The sequence below is a fragment of the Pseudomonas versuta genome (assembly GCF_001294575.1).
Lineage (GTDB): Bacteria > Pseudomonadota > Gammaproteobacteria > Pseudomonadales > Pseudomonadaceae > Aquipseudomonas > Aquipseudomonas versuta.
In genome coordinates this window covers 862,291-879,152 of sequence record NZ_CP012676.1, presented here as the reverse complement: position 1 = coordinate 879,152, position 16,862 = coordinate 862,291, and the positions used below count along the sequence as shown (strand labels likewise).

Here is a 16,862-nt window from a genome sequence, read left to right as displayed (position 1 = left end):
ACCAAACAACGACATGCTCGCGAGCAAGCTCGCTCCTACAGAATCATGGTGTTACCGCGAATGGAAACGCCGGTTCAACGCTATCCTTTTGGCCCGGATTTCACGCTCGCGCTTGCGCTGGCGGTGTACCACCAGCCCCCAGACGATCATGCACAGCAACAACCCGCCCCCACCCCAGATCACGTAAGGCATCGCCACCACCAACAACGGCGCATCGCCACCGCGTCGCAGGCTGGCCACGGTCTGCTCGTCAACACTGAGCAACGGGTTACCGAAGCGTTGCAGGCTGTAATTGGCAATCGCGGCAATCTGCAGATCATTCAGGTCACTCCCCAGGGCCGGCATGCTGACTTGCAGATCGGCGCCTTTGCGCTCTATGCCCTGAATGATTGCCATCACCAGGTTATTCGGATGCAGCCCGGTCAACGCGCTGTTCTGGCTCAAGGAAGGATAAAACGCGTCGCCGGTGCCCTGCCCGTCACGCCCGTGACAACTGGCGCAAGCCGAGTTGTAGAGTCGCGCGCCGTCGGTTTCATTGGCATCGGCCAGCGTTGCCTGATCGAGCTGGCCGGTTTCCAGGGTGGTCATGTCGATCGGCGTTACGTTGCGCGGGTTGCTGGCGACATGATTGCCGGTGGCAATCGCCGGGACGGTTTTCAGGTAGCCGGCCATGGCGTGCAAGTCATCGTCGGTCAAGAACCGCAGGCTGTTCTCCACCGCTTCGGCCATGCCGCCCGCCGCTTGCGCCTTGTTGGTGACGTGGCCGTTTTTCAGGAACGCCACCACCTCGTCATTGCTCCAGCCGCCCAGGCCGGTGGCTTTGTCCGGGGTGATGTTTGGCGCGATCCAGCCGCCCAGTGCAGCGCCCGACAAATAGCGCTCGGGGTCTTCAGCCATCAGCGCATTACGCGGGGTGTGGCAGGCACCGCAGTGGGCCAGGCTATCGACCAGATATTGCCCGCGAGTCAGTTGTGCATCGCCCGGTTTTTTGGAAACAAAGCCCTGGCCGTCGAGAAACAGCAGGTTCCAGCCAAACATCAACGCCCGGATATTGAACGGGAATGCCAGTCGGGTCGGCGCCACGGCGCTGTCTACCGGTTTGACCCCCTGTTGCAGGTACACATACAGCGCATGAATGTCTTCATCGCTCATGCCCTGATACGAGGTATAGGGCATGGCCGGGTACAACCGCTGCCCCTTGGCGTTAACCCCTTTGCGCAAGGAATCGGCCAGCTGCTGCTCGGTGTAATCGCCGATGCCGTGGGTCTTGGACGGGGTGATGTTGCTGGCAATGATCTTGCCCATGGGCGAGTCGATGGCATAACCACCGGCCAGCGCCGGGCCGCCTTTTTCCACTGTACGGTGACAGGCAGCGCAGTCGGCAGCACGGGCCACGTATTCACCCTGGCGGAGCAGCGCGGCATTGTCTTCAGCCGCCCACACGGACAGCGAAGCAAACAGGCTGCACAGGGCAACCAGCGGGCGTAGCCCACAGAAATATGGATTCATGGCTCAGACCTCCCGCGCAATGATGTCGGCCAGGCGAATGCTCAAGGCCACCCCGGTCAATGTCGGGTTGATGGTGCCCGACGCCGGAATCACCCCGGTGGTGGCCAGGAACAGGTTTGGATGATCGAACGTACGGCACTCGTGGTTGACCACCGAGTCCTTGGCATCACTGCCCATGATCACGGTGCCCATCAGGTGGTCGCGGTTCTGCCAGCCGGTGTTGTCCTCGACCACGGTACCGCCCATGACTTTCACGAAATCGGCGTAATCGGCGTCTACTCCGGGCTTGGCAGCTTTGACGTAATCACCCACTTGGTAATTGATCACCATCATCGGAATGCCCAGGGCATCAGTGCGGGTGGTACTCGGGCGGATGGTGTTGCTCGCCAGCGGCAAGGTTTCGTACACCGTCGACACATCCACCCAGCGCGCCGCATCGTGGCGGATCCGCTCGTCCAGCTCCTTGCCGAAAACGCCCTGCTCGATCAGACGATTGGCCACGGCCATGTTCGGCACGTTGTTGGCAAAGGCATGTTTGACCGACGCCCGCTCCTTGCGGAATGCGCCATCGCGACGGTTGAAAATCCCGCCTTGCTGCACCGCACCGCGCCCCGGCCATACCGGCTCATCGGCCAAAAACTGCAGCCCCTGGCCAGTGTGGTCCATCAGGTTGCGACCCACCTGGTCCGAGGAGTTGGCCACGTCGGAAATCAACAACAGCTTGGGGGTTTCCAGACCGTTGGCGGCGACCACAAAGTACTTGGCGGTGAGCCGCACGTTGTCGCCCTTTGAGCTGCGGTAATGCACTGCAGTGATCTTGCCGCCCTCACCTTTTTCCAGCTTGTAAGCCGTTGCATCGGTCAGCAACCTGGCGCCCGCTTGCTGCGCATGCCGGGCGTGAACATCACCGCTATACATGGCGCCAATCGGGCACACCGGCATGCAGTTGTTGTTGCCGCTGCACGCAGGGCGACCGTCATAAGGCGTGGTGGCGCGACCATTGGGCTCATGCAGGAACACATAGCCGGCCGGGGCCAGACGTGCGCGAAGACGCTGAAACAGGTAAGTATCGCCTTCTGGCGGCATGGGGTAAGGCGTCGAACGCGGCGGGAATGCTTCACCGTTATGCCCGCTTTGATCCTGGGTATCACTGCCACATACGCCCAGCGCCACTTCGGCCCGGGCGTAATAGGGTTCCAGCTCGCTGTACTCCATCGGCCAGTCGCGGCCAACCCCGTACAGGGTGTTGAGTTTCATGTCGTTTGGCAGGTAGCGCCAGCAGGCTGCCGCCCAATGCCAGGTGGTGCCGCCGACCAGTTTCAACATGCCCGGACGAAACTCGAACGAGCCGATGTTTTCTATGTATTGCTCGTCATAGGAATGACGCGCCCATGGCTCATTCGGGTACGGCGAGTTGTAATTACTTTTATTCGAAGAGTTGCGGAAATTCTCAACGATTTTCCAGCGGGGAATGGACTCACCGGCTTCCAGAATAATCACTGACTTGCCATGTTTGGCCAATTCAAAAGCTGCGTTGCTGCCCAAGGCTCCGGACCCAACAACAATGACATCAGCATCAAAGACCTGACTCATGGGTACCCCTTGTTTTAATCGTTAGCGACGGTGGACGGCGGATCCACCCAATAGTTGGTATGCCCCCGCGAATAGGTGGGGATCACGGTGGCATCCAGGGTCGGCGTATACGCCAGCGCGCCGGTGAAAGTCACCAGCCGGGTGTCGTCCACGGCCCGCATGCTGACCGGGGTGCCGGTGTAGCCCAGGTACCAGGCGCGGACGATTTTTTGCACCGTGTCCTTGTACTGCGGGTTCTGATAAACCGGGCTGGTGCTCAACATCGCGACCCGGCTCAGACCTTGCTGGCGGATGCTGCCCCACAGCCCCCTGATTTTTTCCGGGAACAGCGGATCGGCCTCGGTACAGCGTGCCAGCACGCGCAGCGTGAGGCTTGGGTCCAGCGCATCGCGCTCGGTGAGGAACAGGGAAAGTTGGTGCAAAAGTTCGACATCATTAGTGGCGGCATTATTGATGCCTTGTGCCAGAACCGAACCCGCCCAGGATGAAGAAAGAAGCCCGGCACCGGTCAAAGCAGCGCCAGAAGACAGTAACTTTCTGCGGGATATCACATAAATCTCCTTGATCATCAAAAATAAAGGCTGACACCTAGACCTTCGATAAATCAGGTTGTTACAAAGAATGAGTAAACATCCTACAGAGATTGGTTATCGAGCTTCATGAATACCGGCCCCCCCTGTAGGAGCGCACTGGAGAACTTGGGCCCGGCTCAAGGTTGCGATTTGGACCCGACCTCGCCTAATATACGTTTCATATACATTTCATATTGAGCATTTAGATGGGTATTGTAAAAATCTCGGACGCCATGCATGAGAACCTGCGGGTGGCCAGCAACGCACTGAGCCGCTCGATCAACGCGCAAGCGGAACACTGGATGCGTATCGGCATGCTGACCGAACTGCACCCCGACCTGGATCACCACCAGATCTGCCGCCTGCTGATTGGCGCCGAACTCAATGGAGGGCTTGATTTGAAACAGTTGTGCCTGCGCACTGAAGCCACTGCAGGAGCTGATCAATGAGAGCCAACGTCGTCATCAACAGCCCGCAACAGATCGCCCAGTCAAAAAATGCCGGCAAGCTGGCCGCCGAAGTGCTGGCCATGATCGGCGCGCACGTGAAAGCGGGCGTGACCACCGACCAGCTGGACCAGATCTGCCACGACTACATCGTCAATGTGCAGAAGGCCATCCCCGGCAACGTCGGCTATCACGGCTTTCCGAAAACTGTCTGTACCTCGGTCAATGAAGTTGTCTGCCATGGCATCCCCAATGCCGTGCCGCTCAAGGACGGCGATATCGTTAATATCGACATCGCCGTGGTCAAGGATGGCTGGTATGGCGATACCAGCCGCATGTACTTCGTCGGCGAGCCCGATCCGCAAGCACGTCACTTGGTGAAAACCACCTACGACGCCATGTGCGCCGCAATTCGCGTGGTGCGCCCGGGCGCAACCCTGGGTGACATTGGCCATGCGATCCAGTCGCTGGCCGAAAAAGAAGGCTTAAGCGTGGTACGCGAGTACTGCGGCCATGGCATCGGCAAGGTCTACCACGATGAGCCGCAAGTCCTGCACTACGGTTATCCGGGACAGGGCATGAAGCTTAAGACCGGCATGATCTTCACCATCGAACCCATGCTCAACGCCGGTAAACGCCATGTAAAAACCCTGGCGGACCAGTGGACTGTGGTGACCAAGGACCAGTCACTGTCGGCGCAGTGGGAGCATATGGTTGCAGTGACGGATGACGGCTTCGAAGTACTCAGCCCCTGGCCTGACACCTGCGATGAGTATCCCGCCATCTGATGCCTGCCTGAGTGTGCAAGCCAATGTGGGAGCGGGCTTGCCCGCGATAGAGCGCCGCACAGGTACAGGGAACGCGGCGCCCGTATCGCTGGCAAGCCAGGCTCCCACAAAAATGGATGGCTGGTATCAGCCGTGCTCGAACTGCGAACGGATCTTGAACAATTCGTTGTCGCTGGTGATGCCAAGTTTTTTATAGGCGGATTGCTTCTGCGTGCTGATGGTTTTGATGCTGCGAGAGAATTTCTCTGCAATTTTGGTCACCGACAAACCCTCCAGACAACAGCGCAGCACTTCTCGCTCGCGTATGGAGAGTGTGCTCAAGCCGGTCAGCTCACCCTGGTCAGACCAACTGTCGGCCGATATTTCCACGGCGCTGCGGGTCGAAACCTCGTTGTGTTTGAGTTCGATTGCCATCGCAGGGTGCAAATAAACCTGGCCGGCTGCGACTTTTCTGATGGCGACGACAATTTCATCGGTGCTCATATCCTTGCCCAGAAAGCCACTCGCACCACAACGCATCGCCAGGGCAACGGTCGCCGGTGTATGCATGGCCGAAACCACCAGCAGTCGCGTATCGGGATATCTGAGCCGCAGACCCCGAATCAGGTTCAGGCCGTCAACTTCGCCGGGGCTCAGGGAGTAGTCCATCACAACCAGGTCCACACTCTTGGCGCGCAAGGCTTCGAGCAACTGACGGCTGCGGGTGAAGCAGCCGACAATGTGCATATCTTTATGAGGGGTGAGTAACAGAGATATGCCTTGCAGGATCAGCGCATGATCATCAAGCAGCATCAAACGAATCGGGTTCAACATGGATGCCATGGCTAGATCCTCTTTACCTCTCAGCGTTGCTGATCCAGGTATTACTGCGTATGACCCTTTATCAGGGACGTTCTATACAAGCACTTTCATCACTATCAATCTACTGAAGGCCAAAGTTCAAAGAGTTCAAACCAGCACCATCATCATTACCCCACCTCCCCCAAGAGTGCAGAACATGATATGTCGGCACCTCACCACAAAAATAAGAATCATCTCAAAAAACAAAAGCTTATAACGCTTATGGCCACCTGATATTGCGACCGCCGCTGACTTCGCTTCGCCAGGTATTTTGCCAAGTGCAAGACAACTACCGGTGAGGGCTACTCACCGCCTGTTAAAGGATGGACTTTTTACCCTATCGGCAAACCGTACGACACTCGCCAAGTTCAACACCGTTAGCGCTTTCACGATCCGTACACATATTCCTATCCTTGCACACTCCACGGGACATAATCTATTACTCTGAAGCCCTGCAGGCGGATGTATAGAGCCATGTTGATCACATCAAACAACGACGCGTCGACACTCGCAACAGCTATGCTGCGCGGTGACGACAAATCTCTTCGAGGCAGGTCATGTCCACTAAAAAAATGATTCGAATCATGCTCCTGGATGATCACCTGCTTATGTTGCACGGTCTGGAATTGAGCCTGAGGGCACAGCCCGATATTGAGGTTGTAGGCAGTTTCAGCACCAGTCAGTCACTGCTGGCCGCGCTGCAACAAGACAGCGTCGACGTGGTGCTGCTGGACTACTCACTGGGGCCGGATGAAATCGATGGTTTGAGCCTGGCGCGGGGTCTGAAAAAACGCTTCCCCACCATGCGTTTGCTGGTGGTCTCGGCGCTGCATACACCCGCCACCGTGGCCATGGTGATGCGCAGCGGCGCCGACGGCTTTATCGGCAAGGAAGTGGACCCGGCGCAATTACCGATTGCCATTCGCCGCGTGGCATCGGGCAAGACCTACCTGGCCGAAACCATGAGCGAACAGTTTCGTGAACAGGAAATCTCCACCGGTGCCCCCTCGACCGCTGCCATGGCAGACGACAACGACAGTTTACGAATGCTTGCCACCAATGCAGCGCTGAGCGTGCGCGAGCACGAAGTGTTGCGCTGCTGTCTGGAGGGCATGTCGGTGACGCAGATCGCCGAGAAGTTTTCGCGCAGCATCAAGACCATCAGCACCCAGAAACAAGCCGCGTACAAAAAACTCGGACTGAGTAACGACAACGAACTGTACAAGGTCCGCTACCTACTGGAAGGCCGTTGATATGCGAAGGCTGATGCTTCTCGGGATGGCACTGCTGATCAGTTGCCGGGCTTACGCTGATTCCCCCTACGCCTTTACCGAGGCAGAGAAGCAATGGATACATGAGCATCCGGTGGTGCGCTATGCCATCGATTCCTACTGGCCGCTCGAGTACATCGAGAATGGGGAACACAAAGGCCTGACCCGTGACTATCTGCGTGAGATCTCACAAATCAGCGGGCTGCAATTCGAACGGGTCCCGACAAAAAACTGGAAGCAAACCCTCGACCTCATCGCCGAGGGGAAAATCGACCTGACCACCGCTGTTTCCAAAGCCCTGATCGATAAGGATCAAGCCAGAAAACTGCTGCTCTCCGATGTGTTTTTCGTCGGTTCCACCATCGTGGTGACGCGCACAGGTGAACCGGTGCTGTTTTCGCCCCACAAACTCAACGGCAAAGTGGTGGCGGTCAAAGGCGGTGGCGGCTACGAGCACTACCTGCGCAAAGAGTTTCCCGAGGTCAAACTTCTACTGATAAACGACCCGGAAGATGCTTTGCAGGCGTTGGCCGAAGGTGATGCCGATGCGGCGATTGGCATGGACAGCGTTTTGCAGATGATCATCTCGCGCAAGTTTTTCGGCACCCTGCACATGTCCGGGGTGCTGTCCGACATGCCGATTGTCAGCAGCATGGGGGTCAGCCCAAAGTCGCCGGAACTGTTGTCCATCATCAACAAGTCACTGGCCCGGTTACCGCCCTCGACCATCGACGAAATCTTTGACCGCTGGCTAGATCGCACCGACTACGGCGCCCCTTCATGGGGGATGATCTTCCGCTACTACCAGATAGAGCTGATTTGTTTTGCGCTACTGCTTTCGGCGCTGGCCTTCATGACCCGACGCGCAATGCTGGCGCAAAAAGCTGCGCAGAAAAGCGAGGCGGCCAAGTCAAGTTTCCTGGCCATGATGAGCCATGAAATCCGCACCCCGATGAATGGCGTACTGTCCTCCATCGAGCTGCTCAAGGGCACGCCGATGAGCCCGCCGCAACAGGAGCTGGCCACGCTGGCCAACGTCTCGGCGCGCAACCTGCTGGAGTTGCTTGACGACGTTCTGGATGTGTCCAAGCTCGAAGCCAGCAAAATCCATCTGGAATCCGTTCCCACCGATCTGCAGCAACTGGCCCAGGCCCTTGCCGACATTCACCAGCTCGCCGCCCGAAAGCACAACACCACGCTGACCCTGGCGGCTACGGGCCTGGATGATGTGCTGCTGATCCTCGATCCGGTGCGCATCCGTCAGGTGATTGCCAACCTGCTGTCCAATGCAGTCAAGTTCACTGAGCATGGCGAGGTCATGCTGAGCCTGCACTTTGAAGCCTCCACCCCTGATTCGGGACGTCTGGAAATACAGGTCAGCGACACCGGTATCGGGATCGACGCAGAGCAGCAACGGCATTTATTCCAGGCGTTTGTCCAGGCCGACAACTCAATCACCCGGCGTTACGGCGGCAGCGGCCTGGGGCTGTCCATCTGCAAGCAGCTGGTGGAGTTAATGGGCGCTCAGATCGACCTGCAGAGTGCGCCCGGCCAAGGCACTACTGTGGGGTTCAACCTGACTGTCGAGTTCAGGCACAAAGACCCCGCCGCCCCGACCACCGACATCGAAGAGCCGCTACCCGTCGAGCCGGTCACAACCGGGCAACAGATTCTGGTGGTCGAAGACCATCCGATCAACCGCCAGACCATCGAGCTGCAACTCACTGAGCTGGGCTATCGCGCGCTGATAGTCGAAGACGGCATGGCGGCCCTGGCGGCGATGCAGGAGCATCGGCAGAACATTTCCCTGATCCTGCTCGACTGTCACCTGCCCGGTATGGACGGTTACGAAGTGGCCCGCAGGATACGCCAGCAGGAACAGGAACAAGGCTTGGCCGCCATGCCAATCATCGCGATCTCGGCCTCGACCGATGAGCAACATCAACTCAAATGCATGGACAGTGACATTGACGGCAATCTGTCCAAACCCTTGAGTCTGAAGGCGTTGAAGCAAATCTTCGGGTTATGGCTGCCCACCTCCGACGCCCGGCCCGTAACAGCGCCAACCCCGATTAGCAGCGTATCCATGGAAGATTTGTTTTCCACCACCAGCGGCGAGGACCTCGCCTGCCTGCGTGATGCTTTTGACAAACACAATCTGGTGCTGGCCCTGCACTACGCCCATCGCCTTCATGGCTCGGCACTGGCGATGCAGGCCAACGAGCTGGCGAAGCGGGCCAAGGAACTGGAAACAGCCCTGCGTAACCCGTCCACCGGGGATAACGACTGGAGTGCGATGCAGCAAGCTATTGAAGAGGCGTTAAAGAGTTTCTACCGGGGCAGGCCCGGGGGGTGACCCTGTTATTGGTCGTGCAGGGCCTGTTGCAAATGGGCGATAGCCCGATCAATTGCCTCAATGTCGAGCGGCTGGTTAGTGAGCTCTTCCAGACTGCGCGCAGCCGTAACGACATGCTGCTGCTCGAGCATCATCGCGGCACCGGCAATCCGATGGGCCCTATGGGCGACTTGAGGCCAGTCAAGGCTTTCAGCGCAGCCGAGCAATTGTTCAAGGTCCAGGCGGCAGGTGTTGAAGAATGCACTTTGCAGATCGCCATCAAACCCCTGGAACGGCGTCGTGTCGGTTTCTACCGGGGTACAGACGCCACACCACAGGTCGATAATTTCCCGCAACTGGTCAACCCTCAGTGGTTTGATCAGCAAGCCATCGATACCGGCATCGAAACAGGCCTCACTGTGCTCAACCCCTACCATCGCGGAAATGCCAATGATCGGCGTATGCACCCTGCCTTCGGCTTCCAGCATCCGCATACCCCGGGCTACGGCGTAGCCGTCAATATCCGGCAGGTTGCAGTCCAGCAAAACCACATCGAAACGCTCCCTGGCGAAGGTGTCCAGGCCCGCCTGCCCGGTCAGTGCCGGGACACTTTCGTGCCCCATACTCAGCAACTGGCGCTTGATTACAAACTGATTTTCCGGGTGATCCTCGACCACCAGCACTTTCAATCCCGGTAGTGTCGCCAGGCCTGAGTCCAAGGCTAAGGGGATTGCAGCATCAGGCTGTGGTTCCGAGCTTTCCTGCGCCTGCGCCAGCAAAGCAGGCAGCCGCACCTCGAAGGTGGTGCCCTGGCCGGACACGCTGTGCAGCGTGATAGTGCCGCCCATCAAGCTTAAAAGACGGCGGCAGATGATGAGCCCCAGACCGGTACCGCCAAACTTGCGGGTAATCGACTCGTCGGCCTGGGTAAAAGCCTGAAATAGCCGCTGCTGGTCACGCTTGGAGACGCCAATACCGGTATCGATAATGCTCAACTGCAATGTGCCCTGGCCTGAGTCTTCGCCAGCGCAATGAAACTCGGCGACCAGCCTGACTTCACCGGTTTCGGTGAACTTGATGGCGTTGCAGAGCAGGTTAATCAGCACTTGCCGCAGGCGCAGGGCATCGACGCTTAACCAGAGCGGCGCGTCCCAGTGCAAATCCATTTTCAATGGCAGGTTTTTCTCCTGCGCCCGAAGTTCCGAGATGCTGATGGCCTCACCGATCAGGGTTCCGATATTGGCCGGCCGGCATTTGAGTTGCATGTGTTCGGCTTCGAGTTTGGAAAAGTCCAGCACCCCGTCAAGCAACTCCAGCAGCGTGTTGGCACTTGTGACAGCAACGCGCGCCAGCTCGGCATTCTCGGGCTGGAGCCTGGCGCGCCCCAGCAGTTCCACGCTGGAAAGGATTGCATTCATCGGCGTGCGGATTTCATGACTCATGACCGCCAGCAACATGGCCTTGTCCCGCTCGCTGCGCCGGGCCTGACGCTGGGCCTGATGCGCGCGGTACAGCAGGTACGCAAAGATGATCAGGAACAGCACCAGCACCAGCAGTTCGCGCAAATAGTAATCCAGCAGTTCGGACAACGCGGGCGGGCCGTAGCTGTTGGCGTCGACCCATTGCGCCATCATTTGATCAGTCTGGCGCGCGGTCAGCGAGTCGAGTGACTTGTTAATGATCGAGACCAGTAACGGCTGGTCAATACGCACCCCGATCGTGACCACCGCCGGTAAATCGGCAATCGAGCCCGCGACATGCAAGGTATCGAAATAGCGATGTTGCATAATCGGGATGAACACCGCGTCAACATCCACCGCAGCATACAGCTCGCCGCTGGCCACACGCGCCAGAGCCTCCTGGGGGCCTTTTACCGCCACCAGCTGGATCTTCGGATAACGCCATCGCAGGTTGCGTTCATATGCCCCGCCGGCCTTGACTGCAACTTTCTGGCCCTCCAATTGACGCGGGTCGAACATCACGGGCGTGCTGGCCCTGGTCACAATCAGGGTTGAACCGACAAAGTAGGGTTTGCTGTAGGCGATACGCTCACGCATTTGCGGCGAAGCCATTTGTTGCGAAGAGGCAGGTAGCAGATCAGCGCTGCCATCAAGGATCGCAGCCTTGGCCATGGTCCAGTCCATGCCCTCCTTCCAGCTGAACTGCAAGCCCGACACTCTGGAAATGACATTCAGGTACTCGGCACTGAGCCCTTTGTAGACCCCGTCTTCTATGTACTCCAGCGGCCGCCAGTCGGGATCGAGTGCAATATTGACAACGGGGTTGGCCGCGATCCAGGCCCGCTCCTGCTCAGTAAACAGTTGCGCGGGTTTACCCTCGGCCAGGGCCTGAAAACAGAGACCGGCAAGTAATAAAACTTGCAAAGACAAATCCCGGAAATTCATCACCGCCGCAACGCGCTCGTGGCCGGCCGACTGGCAGTGAATTCGACAGCTATCGACACGAGTTTGATGATAGCCAGTCGTGATGAGCTAGACCGAGTTCTGCGAGCTGAACTGGCAGATGGCATCCATAAGCAACAGATGATTTTTATCCAGTAAAGAGGTATAGCCCGACAGGGCCTCGGCACTCGCGCAAGGGGCATGGGAACTCATAACTTGCGAAAGCTCAGAAATCATGATTGCCAACACCGTTTGATTTTCGCTCAACCGGAGAACTGCGTGCGACAAAGCAATAGCATTATCCATCATATATATGTCCCTATAGCAGATAGACCAACCGGAATTCCTTTCCATTCAGAGCAACTACAGACTTCTAATCGGTACGCTTCAACTAAAGTTTGTGCCCAGATAAAATTAACAGAGCTGTCAAACTCAGAAAATAAGATAGTTCTTAAAAACGGGAAAAAAAACACACTATTACACCCAGATATATGGCAAACCTGCCCCCGGGCAGTCAACTTTCAAACTGCGAGCGAATCTTGAATATCTCATTATCATTGCGCACCCCCAGTTTTTTGTAGGCCGCCTGTTTTTGTGTGCTGATGGTCTTGATACTGCGTTCAAACTTCAGGGCGATTTGCGTGACCGACATGCCCGCCAGAAAGCAACGTAGTACCTCACGCTCACGAAATGACAACTCGACGTTTTTCACCAGCATGTCCACCCCGGGAGGTTGGGCCGGGCCACCCCGCTTAACTTGATCAGTCGACACCCCGCTGTCTTGCAGATCGGCCTGCATCTTCGGGTGCAGATAAGTGCGCCCGCCGGCGAGTCGGCGCACGGCAACCAGCAATTGACTGGAACACATTTCCTTGCCAACGAAGCCCTTGGCACCGCAACGCAGGGCCAGCGACACGGTTGCAGGGCTGTGGGAGGCCGAAATCACCAGCAAGGGAATACCGGGAAACCGCAACCGCAAAGCGCGAATCAGGTTCAGACCGTCAACCTCGCCAGGGCTGAGGGTATAGTCGAGGATGACAATATCGACCTCGGCGCCCGGCTGGCTCAATGCATCGATCAATTCCCGGCTTTGGGTAAAAAAACCGGCCACCTCCATATCCTGCTCGGGCCTCACTAATTGCAAGATACCCTGCAGAACCAGATCATGATCATCCAGCAACATCAACCGGATCGGCCGAAATAATGATGCCATGAGAAACCCCCGTTATAACTATTGGCCGCTGCAAATCCCTTTTACATGCCGCGAGATTTAGTAATACGCAAAGTATTCCCCCCCTCAAATGCTTCGAAGAGTTGGCGCTATTCCACGACAATGGATTTTTTGGCGGTGTATTCAATCAAGTCAACGCTATATTCACGCCCGCAAGCCGTTTCCAGGGTGAAGTCTTGATCGGCAACACATAATAGTTCCAAGCATACTCGCACTGGCCCCATCCCATTTTTGCCGGGCAATCCTGAAAGTTGTGCTGCAGACAGTGCGATTGCCAGTGTTTTTTAGTGTGCAACGAACTGCGCTGTTATTGATTTGGCTACCAAAGCGGACAGTCGCCCGGCGCACAAAAAAAACAGCGCCGCAATCCGCCATGGCATTGATCCCGACCGACATCGACGTGTTGTGATCAAAGAGAGGCGAGCAGTGCGATGGCACCCAAGTTTGCAGCAACAAGAGCGTTCTTGAAGTTCATGTAGGTAATTCCCTATATATAGTTTTTTCGTCCGCACCAGGACTTAACCTGGTCCAGGAGGCATCACTCGTTTCGATGCGAGGCGGACACTATCAGGGCAGGCACTTTTCGTATTTAAGAAAACTCTGAAAGCTGAATCGCTTCAGCCGAAACAGCCGTTGATGTACAGCGAATGCGACTCAGTACTTCACGATTAAACGGCATGGCGGATCGTTGCGTCCTTAGTTGCAAGCGCACTTCTTCACCCTCGAAGTCCAGTATCAGGTGCCGGACCCGAGAGTCTGCGGTGGGTATTTGTTCAATGCCATCGAGCAACCGTAACCATGCCCAGGCGCCTTCGGCACGCCGGGTCAGGGTGCGACCATCGAGCAATGTGACGGAGGCACGCAGTTCAGTGCCAAGTGCTTTACCCGGGAACTCAAAAGTGGCGGCACGCAAAGGTCCGTGGCGATAGTCCAGACGCCGGTCATCGACGCTCAGGGTAAAACTGGCGATACCGGCACTCATGGTCAGCGGGCTGAGCTCAAACTCGAAATGTGCCTGCGCCTGCCCCGGCGAGAAAAACCCTTCGCGCACCTGTGCCACCTGCTCAAGGGTCTGCAGTAACGACGCGTCCAGCGTCTCGCCCGCGTCGTTCTGGTTCAGGCGCCATGGTCGGGAAACGGTGTCCAGTTGAGCGCCAAAGTGTTGCTCGATAAAGCCTTGCACTGCCCCGTCGGCGGCAAACATCCGGCTGAAGTCTTCAAGGGTTGCATCTACTGTTGAATCGCCCGCAAAAGGATAGAGTCCGCTCACTGCTCGTTCACACAATGGCGCCACCTCGCTGGCCCAGGCATTGGCCAACGAAGCCAGGGCTTGCTGCTGCACCTGTTGCTGACCCAGTTGCGCGATATCCATGTACACCGGCTGCAGCAGGCCGGGTAGCTGCTCGATTTCTTCGTTCAAGCGCTGCAGCACCTCACTTGGCGGCACCGTAACTTTGAGGGAGGCAGCCTTCTGGTTGGCCTGCATCAATAAGGCGGCACCCTTGACGGCTGCGTGCAATGCCCGGGCCGGTGACTCAGGTGCCGAAGCACCGAGCCAGCGATGCAAAGGCTGGAAATGTAGCGCAACCGGGTGTGCCGCGACGTCAGGCTGTACGCCGGTGATTTCACTGGCAGGCTGAAGACGCTGCGCCTGCTTTTGCGCCAGCTCAAGCCAGCCCTCGGGCGCGAAGGCCGGTGCCAGCTCGGTGTGCCTGGCGACCTCCCGGAGCAGCACCAGCAACGGCGAGTCCGCCCGAGCCAGCTGCATCAGGCGCCTTGGCAGGTGCTCATGCTGGTCCAGGCCGGCGATTTGCAAATCATCAAAAAAGACATCCCAGTGAGCGATGTAGTCCTGATGGTAAAGCGCGAGTATCTCCCGTTCGACAGGCGCCGATGCCAGCATGCCTGACCGGCCCATCAGTCGCCCCTCCTGCACCAGCCCGGCCGTCAACAAGGGCTCGAGCAAGGTTTCAAAGCGCCGATAACCCTCCAGGGTGTACAGGCCCGGGACACCTTCAACCAGGCTTTCGCCACTGCGCCGGGTAAAAAGCAGCATGCCCTCTGCGCCCAGTACAGAGGTAATACTGAACTCGGCCAGGCTTGGGCCCTGCATTCGCTCGAGCAATTGTTGGTACAAACGCTGGGCCAACGGTTGTGCTGCCAGCCGCTGTCGTGCCTGCTCGATCAAGCTGCGGTCCAGCGGCTGCGGACCGGACTTGGCCAACAGGGCGAGCAGACGTTGCATATGGCTGTCCAGACGCAGGCGCTGCACCTCACCCTGTCCACCCGCCACCCCCATGTACCAATCTCGCATGGCCGAGGTATCCATGCCTGTCTCGCCACTGAGCATCAAATACAACGCCAGGTTCTGGCGCAGCGCCTCGTCACCGGTCATGGCTTGCGGACGCAGACTGTCTTGCAAGCGCTGCATCACGTCAACCAGCAGCACCTGCTGCAGTTCCCGGGCATATAACTCGCCGGATAGCCGACGTAACTGACGATCAGTGCCCCAGGGCGTCCAGCGCTGACTGAGCAGCCGGGCAATTCCGGCGAACCGGTCCAGCCGAAGCAATGCGCCGGCGCCCAGCATGGCGGGCAATTGATGCTGCCTCGCTTGCTGCACCGCTGCGATGTGCTGGTCAACCTGGTCCAGGCGCCGATCTTGGTCACGGTACATGTTGAGCAATAAAACCGTGGCCAACAGGCTGATGAGCAATACCAGATAGTGCGCTCGCGGCCGTATCCAGGCACCGCTCTGGCGTACAAAAATACGTAACCGGCCCGGCCTGCGGCATGTCTGCAAAGCCCTAAGCAAGGCAGGCGCCGGGGCTTCCAGGACCGCCGAATGAGCACTGAAACGGACCGACTGCAAGGCCACCTGAGCGATGCCACGCTCCTGGGCCAGCGCCGTATTCAGCACGCCTTGCAAGGTGCCGGCAAACCCGCGCCACATCGGCATGAAGCCGAACAGACGGGCACGCACCTGAACATCCGGCTCGCGCTGCAGGCGTTCAAGCTCGCTGCTGTCGAGACCCTCGACCAACGCGCCCATACGCTGCTCAAGGCCGTCGAGCAATTGCCGGTTAGCGCTGGCCGGCGCGAACTCCAGGCTAAACTCTCGACGGTCCGCCGCCAGCCACGCGAGGGACTCGGTGTAACCGGGCAATTGCTCGCAATCACTGACAATTAACTGCACCGTCAGGCCCTTGCCAAAGCGATTGGCCAACTCTTCAAGGCGTGCACGCAAGGTCAACGCAATCTGATCAAGCTCCTGCGGTGCCGCGCTGTGCAGCCGGGCTGCCGAGAGCACCAGAATCAGCCCGCGCAGATGCAGGCCAGTGGACGGGTCAAGATCATCAAGCAAGCGCCGCCACAACCGGGCCTCTTGCGGCTGACGCTGATTTATCAGGTTGGCGCCGATGTCAAACAGGGCAAAGCCGCCGACGCTGCTGCACCGCAAGTCCTCCTCGGTATTGGCCGGTAAACCCAGCAACGGGCCCTTGTCGACACCCGCCGGACCGATCAGCAAGAACCCCGGCAATTGACCGCCCGTGCGCCGGCGCCATGCACCTAGCCGTTCACGCAACGCCAGTTCACGCTCCGAGGATTCATCGAGGATGACTTGCGGGCGGGCAGGCTGGCCCTCATCCGGCTTGTTGCCCCGCCGCCGGAACCACACAACCCCCAGCACCAGCGCTGCCAGCACCGCGCACAGCAGCACCCGCGCACCCGCGCCAGCCAGCGGCGCGTGGCCGTCAATCGCCAGGCGCGGGCCGTGGATCACTATCAGATACATCGTCAATATCAGCCCCAGCAGCCAGGGCGAAGCCCGCAGCAGGGTTTTCAAAACACGCAGGAGCATGGCAGCAACATCC

Annotated in this window: 12 protein-coding genes; 4 read left to right on the top strand and 8 right to left on the bottom strand. The window is 58.1% G+C overall.

The window, feature by feature from the left end:
* Positions 1–51 precede the first annotated feature (51 nt).
* The 3 genes from AOC04_RS04070 to AOC04_RS04060 are packed head-to-tail and all read right to left on the bottom strand — an operon-like array spanning position 52 to position 3,653.
* A complete protein-coding gene (locus AOC04_RS04070; RefSeq protein ID WP_060691265.1) occupies positions 52–1,509 on the bottom strand; it encodes a cytochrome c in 1,458 nt (485 codons plus the stop codon).
* A gap of 3 nt (positions 1,510–1,512) precedes the next feature.
* Positions 1,513–3,102 carry a GMC family oxidoreductase gene (locus tag AOC04_RS04065; protein WP_060691264.1) on the bottom strand — a complete coding sequence of 530 codons (1,590 nt, stop codon included), beginning with the start codon at positions 3,100–3,102 and terminating at the stop codon, positions 1,513–1,515.
* 14 nt (positions 3,103–3,116) lie between these two features.
* On the bottom strand, positions 3,117–3,653 hold the full coding sequence (locus AOC04_RS04060; RefSeq protein ID WP_171970601.1) for a sugar dehydrogenase complex small subunit: 537 nt from the start codon (positions 3,651–3,653) through the stop codon (positions 3,117–3,119).
* A 227-nt stretch (positions 3,654–3,880) separates the two neighbouring features.
* Here AOC04_RS04060 and AOC04_RS04055 point away from each other — a divergent pair, with 227 nt between their 5' ends.
* Together AOC04_RS04055 and map are read left to right on the top strand one after the other, a co-directional pair.
* Entirely contained in the window at positions 3,881–4,123 is a 243-nt protein-coding gene (locus AOC04_RS04055) for a ParD-like family protein (protein ID WP_060691262.1), read from the top strand.
* A complete protein-coding gene (gene map, locus AOC04_RS04050) occupies positions 4,120–4,908 on the top strand; it encodes a type I methionyl aminopeptidase (protein ID WP_060691261.1) in 789 nt (262 codons plus the stop codon). The genes AOC04_RS04055 and map overlap by 4 nt, the downstream gene beginning before the upstream one ends.
* Positions 4,909–5,034: 126 nt before the next feature.
* Here the strand turns inward: map and AOC04_RS04045 are convergent, their stop codons facing one another.
* Positions 5,035–5,730 carry a response regulator transcription factor gene (locus tag AOC04_RS04045; RefSeq protein ID WP_060691260.1) on the bottom strand — a complete coding sequence of 232 codons (696 nt, stop codon included), beginning with the start codon at positions 5,728–5,730 and terminating at the stop codon, positions 5,035–5,037.
* A gap of 575 nt (positions 5,731–6,305) precedes the next feature.
* On the opposite strand from AOC04_RS04045, the gene AOC04_RS04040 reads away from it, so the two are divergent.
* Together AOC04_RS04040 and AOC04_RS04035 are read left to right on the top strand one after the other, a co-directional pair.
* Positions 6,306–7,001, top strand: a complete 696-nt coding sequence (locus AOC04_RS04040) for a response regulator (RefSeq protein WP_060691259.1) — start codon at positions 6,306–6,308, stop codon at positions 6,999–7,001.
* Between the two features lies 1 nt (position 7,002).
* The gene (locus tag AOC04_RS04035; RefSeq protein WP_060691258.1) at positions 7,003–9,375 is read left to right on the top strand and encodes an ATP-binding protein; all 2,373 of its coding nucleotides are present in this window, start codon (positions 7,003–7,005) and stop codon (positions 9,373–9,375) included.
* Between the two features lie 5 nt (positions 9,376–9,380).
* Here the strand turns inward: AOC04_RS04035 and AOC04_RS04030 are convergent, their stop codons facing one another.
* The 4 genes from AOC04_RS04030 to tssM form a co-directional block, all read right to left on the bottom strand.
* The gene (locus AOC04_RS04030; protein ID WP_237178891.1) at positions 9,381–11,738 is read right to left on the bottom strand and encodes an ATP-binding protein; all 2,358 of its coding nucleotides are present in this window, start codon (positions 11,736–11,738) and stop codon (positions 9,381–9,383) included.
* A gap of 108 nt (positions 11,739–11,846) precedes the next feature.
* A complete protein-coding gene (locus AOC04_RS04025; protein ID WP_171970600.1) occupies positions 11,847–12,065 on the bottom strand; it encodes a hypothetical protein in 219 nt (72 codons plus the stop codon).
* A gap of 205 nt (positions 12,066–12,270) precedes the next feature.
* Complete coding sequence (locus AOC04_RS04020; RefSeq protein ID WP_060691256.1) at positions 12,271–12,969, bottom strand: response regulator; 699 nt, start codon at positions 12,967–12,969, stop codon at positions 12,271–12,273.
* A 607-nt stretch (positions 12,970–13,576) separates the two neighbouring features.
* Positions 13,577–16,849, bottom strand: coding sequence for a type VI secretion system membrane subunit TssM (gene tssM / locus AOC04_RS04015; protein ID WP_060691255.1), 3,273 nt, complete (start codon positions 16,847–16,849; stop codon positions 13,577–13,579).
* Positions 16,850–16,862: the final 13 nt, after the last annotated feature.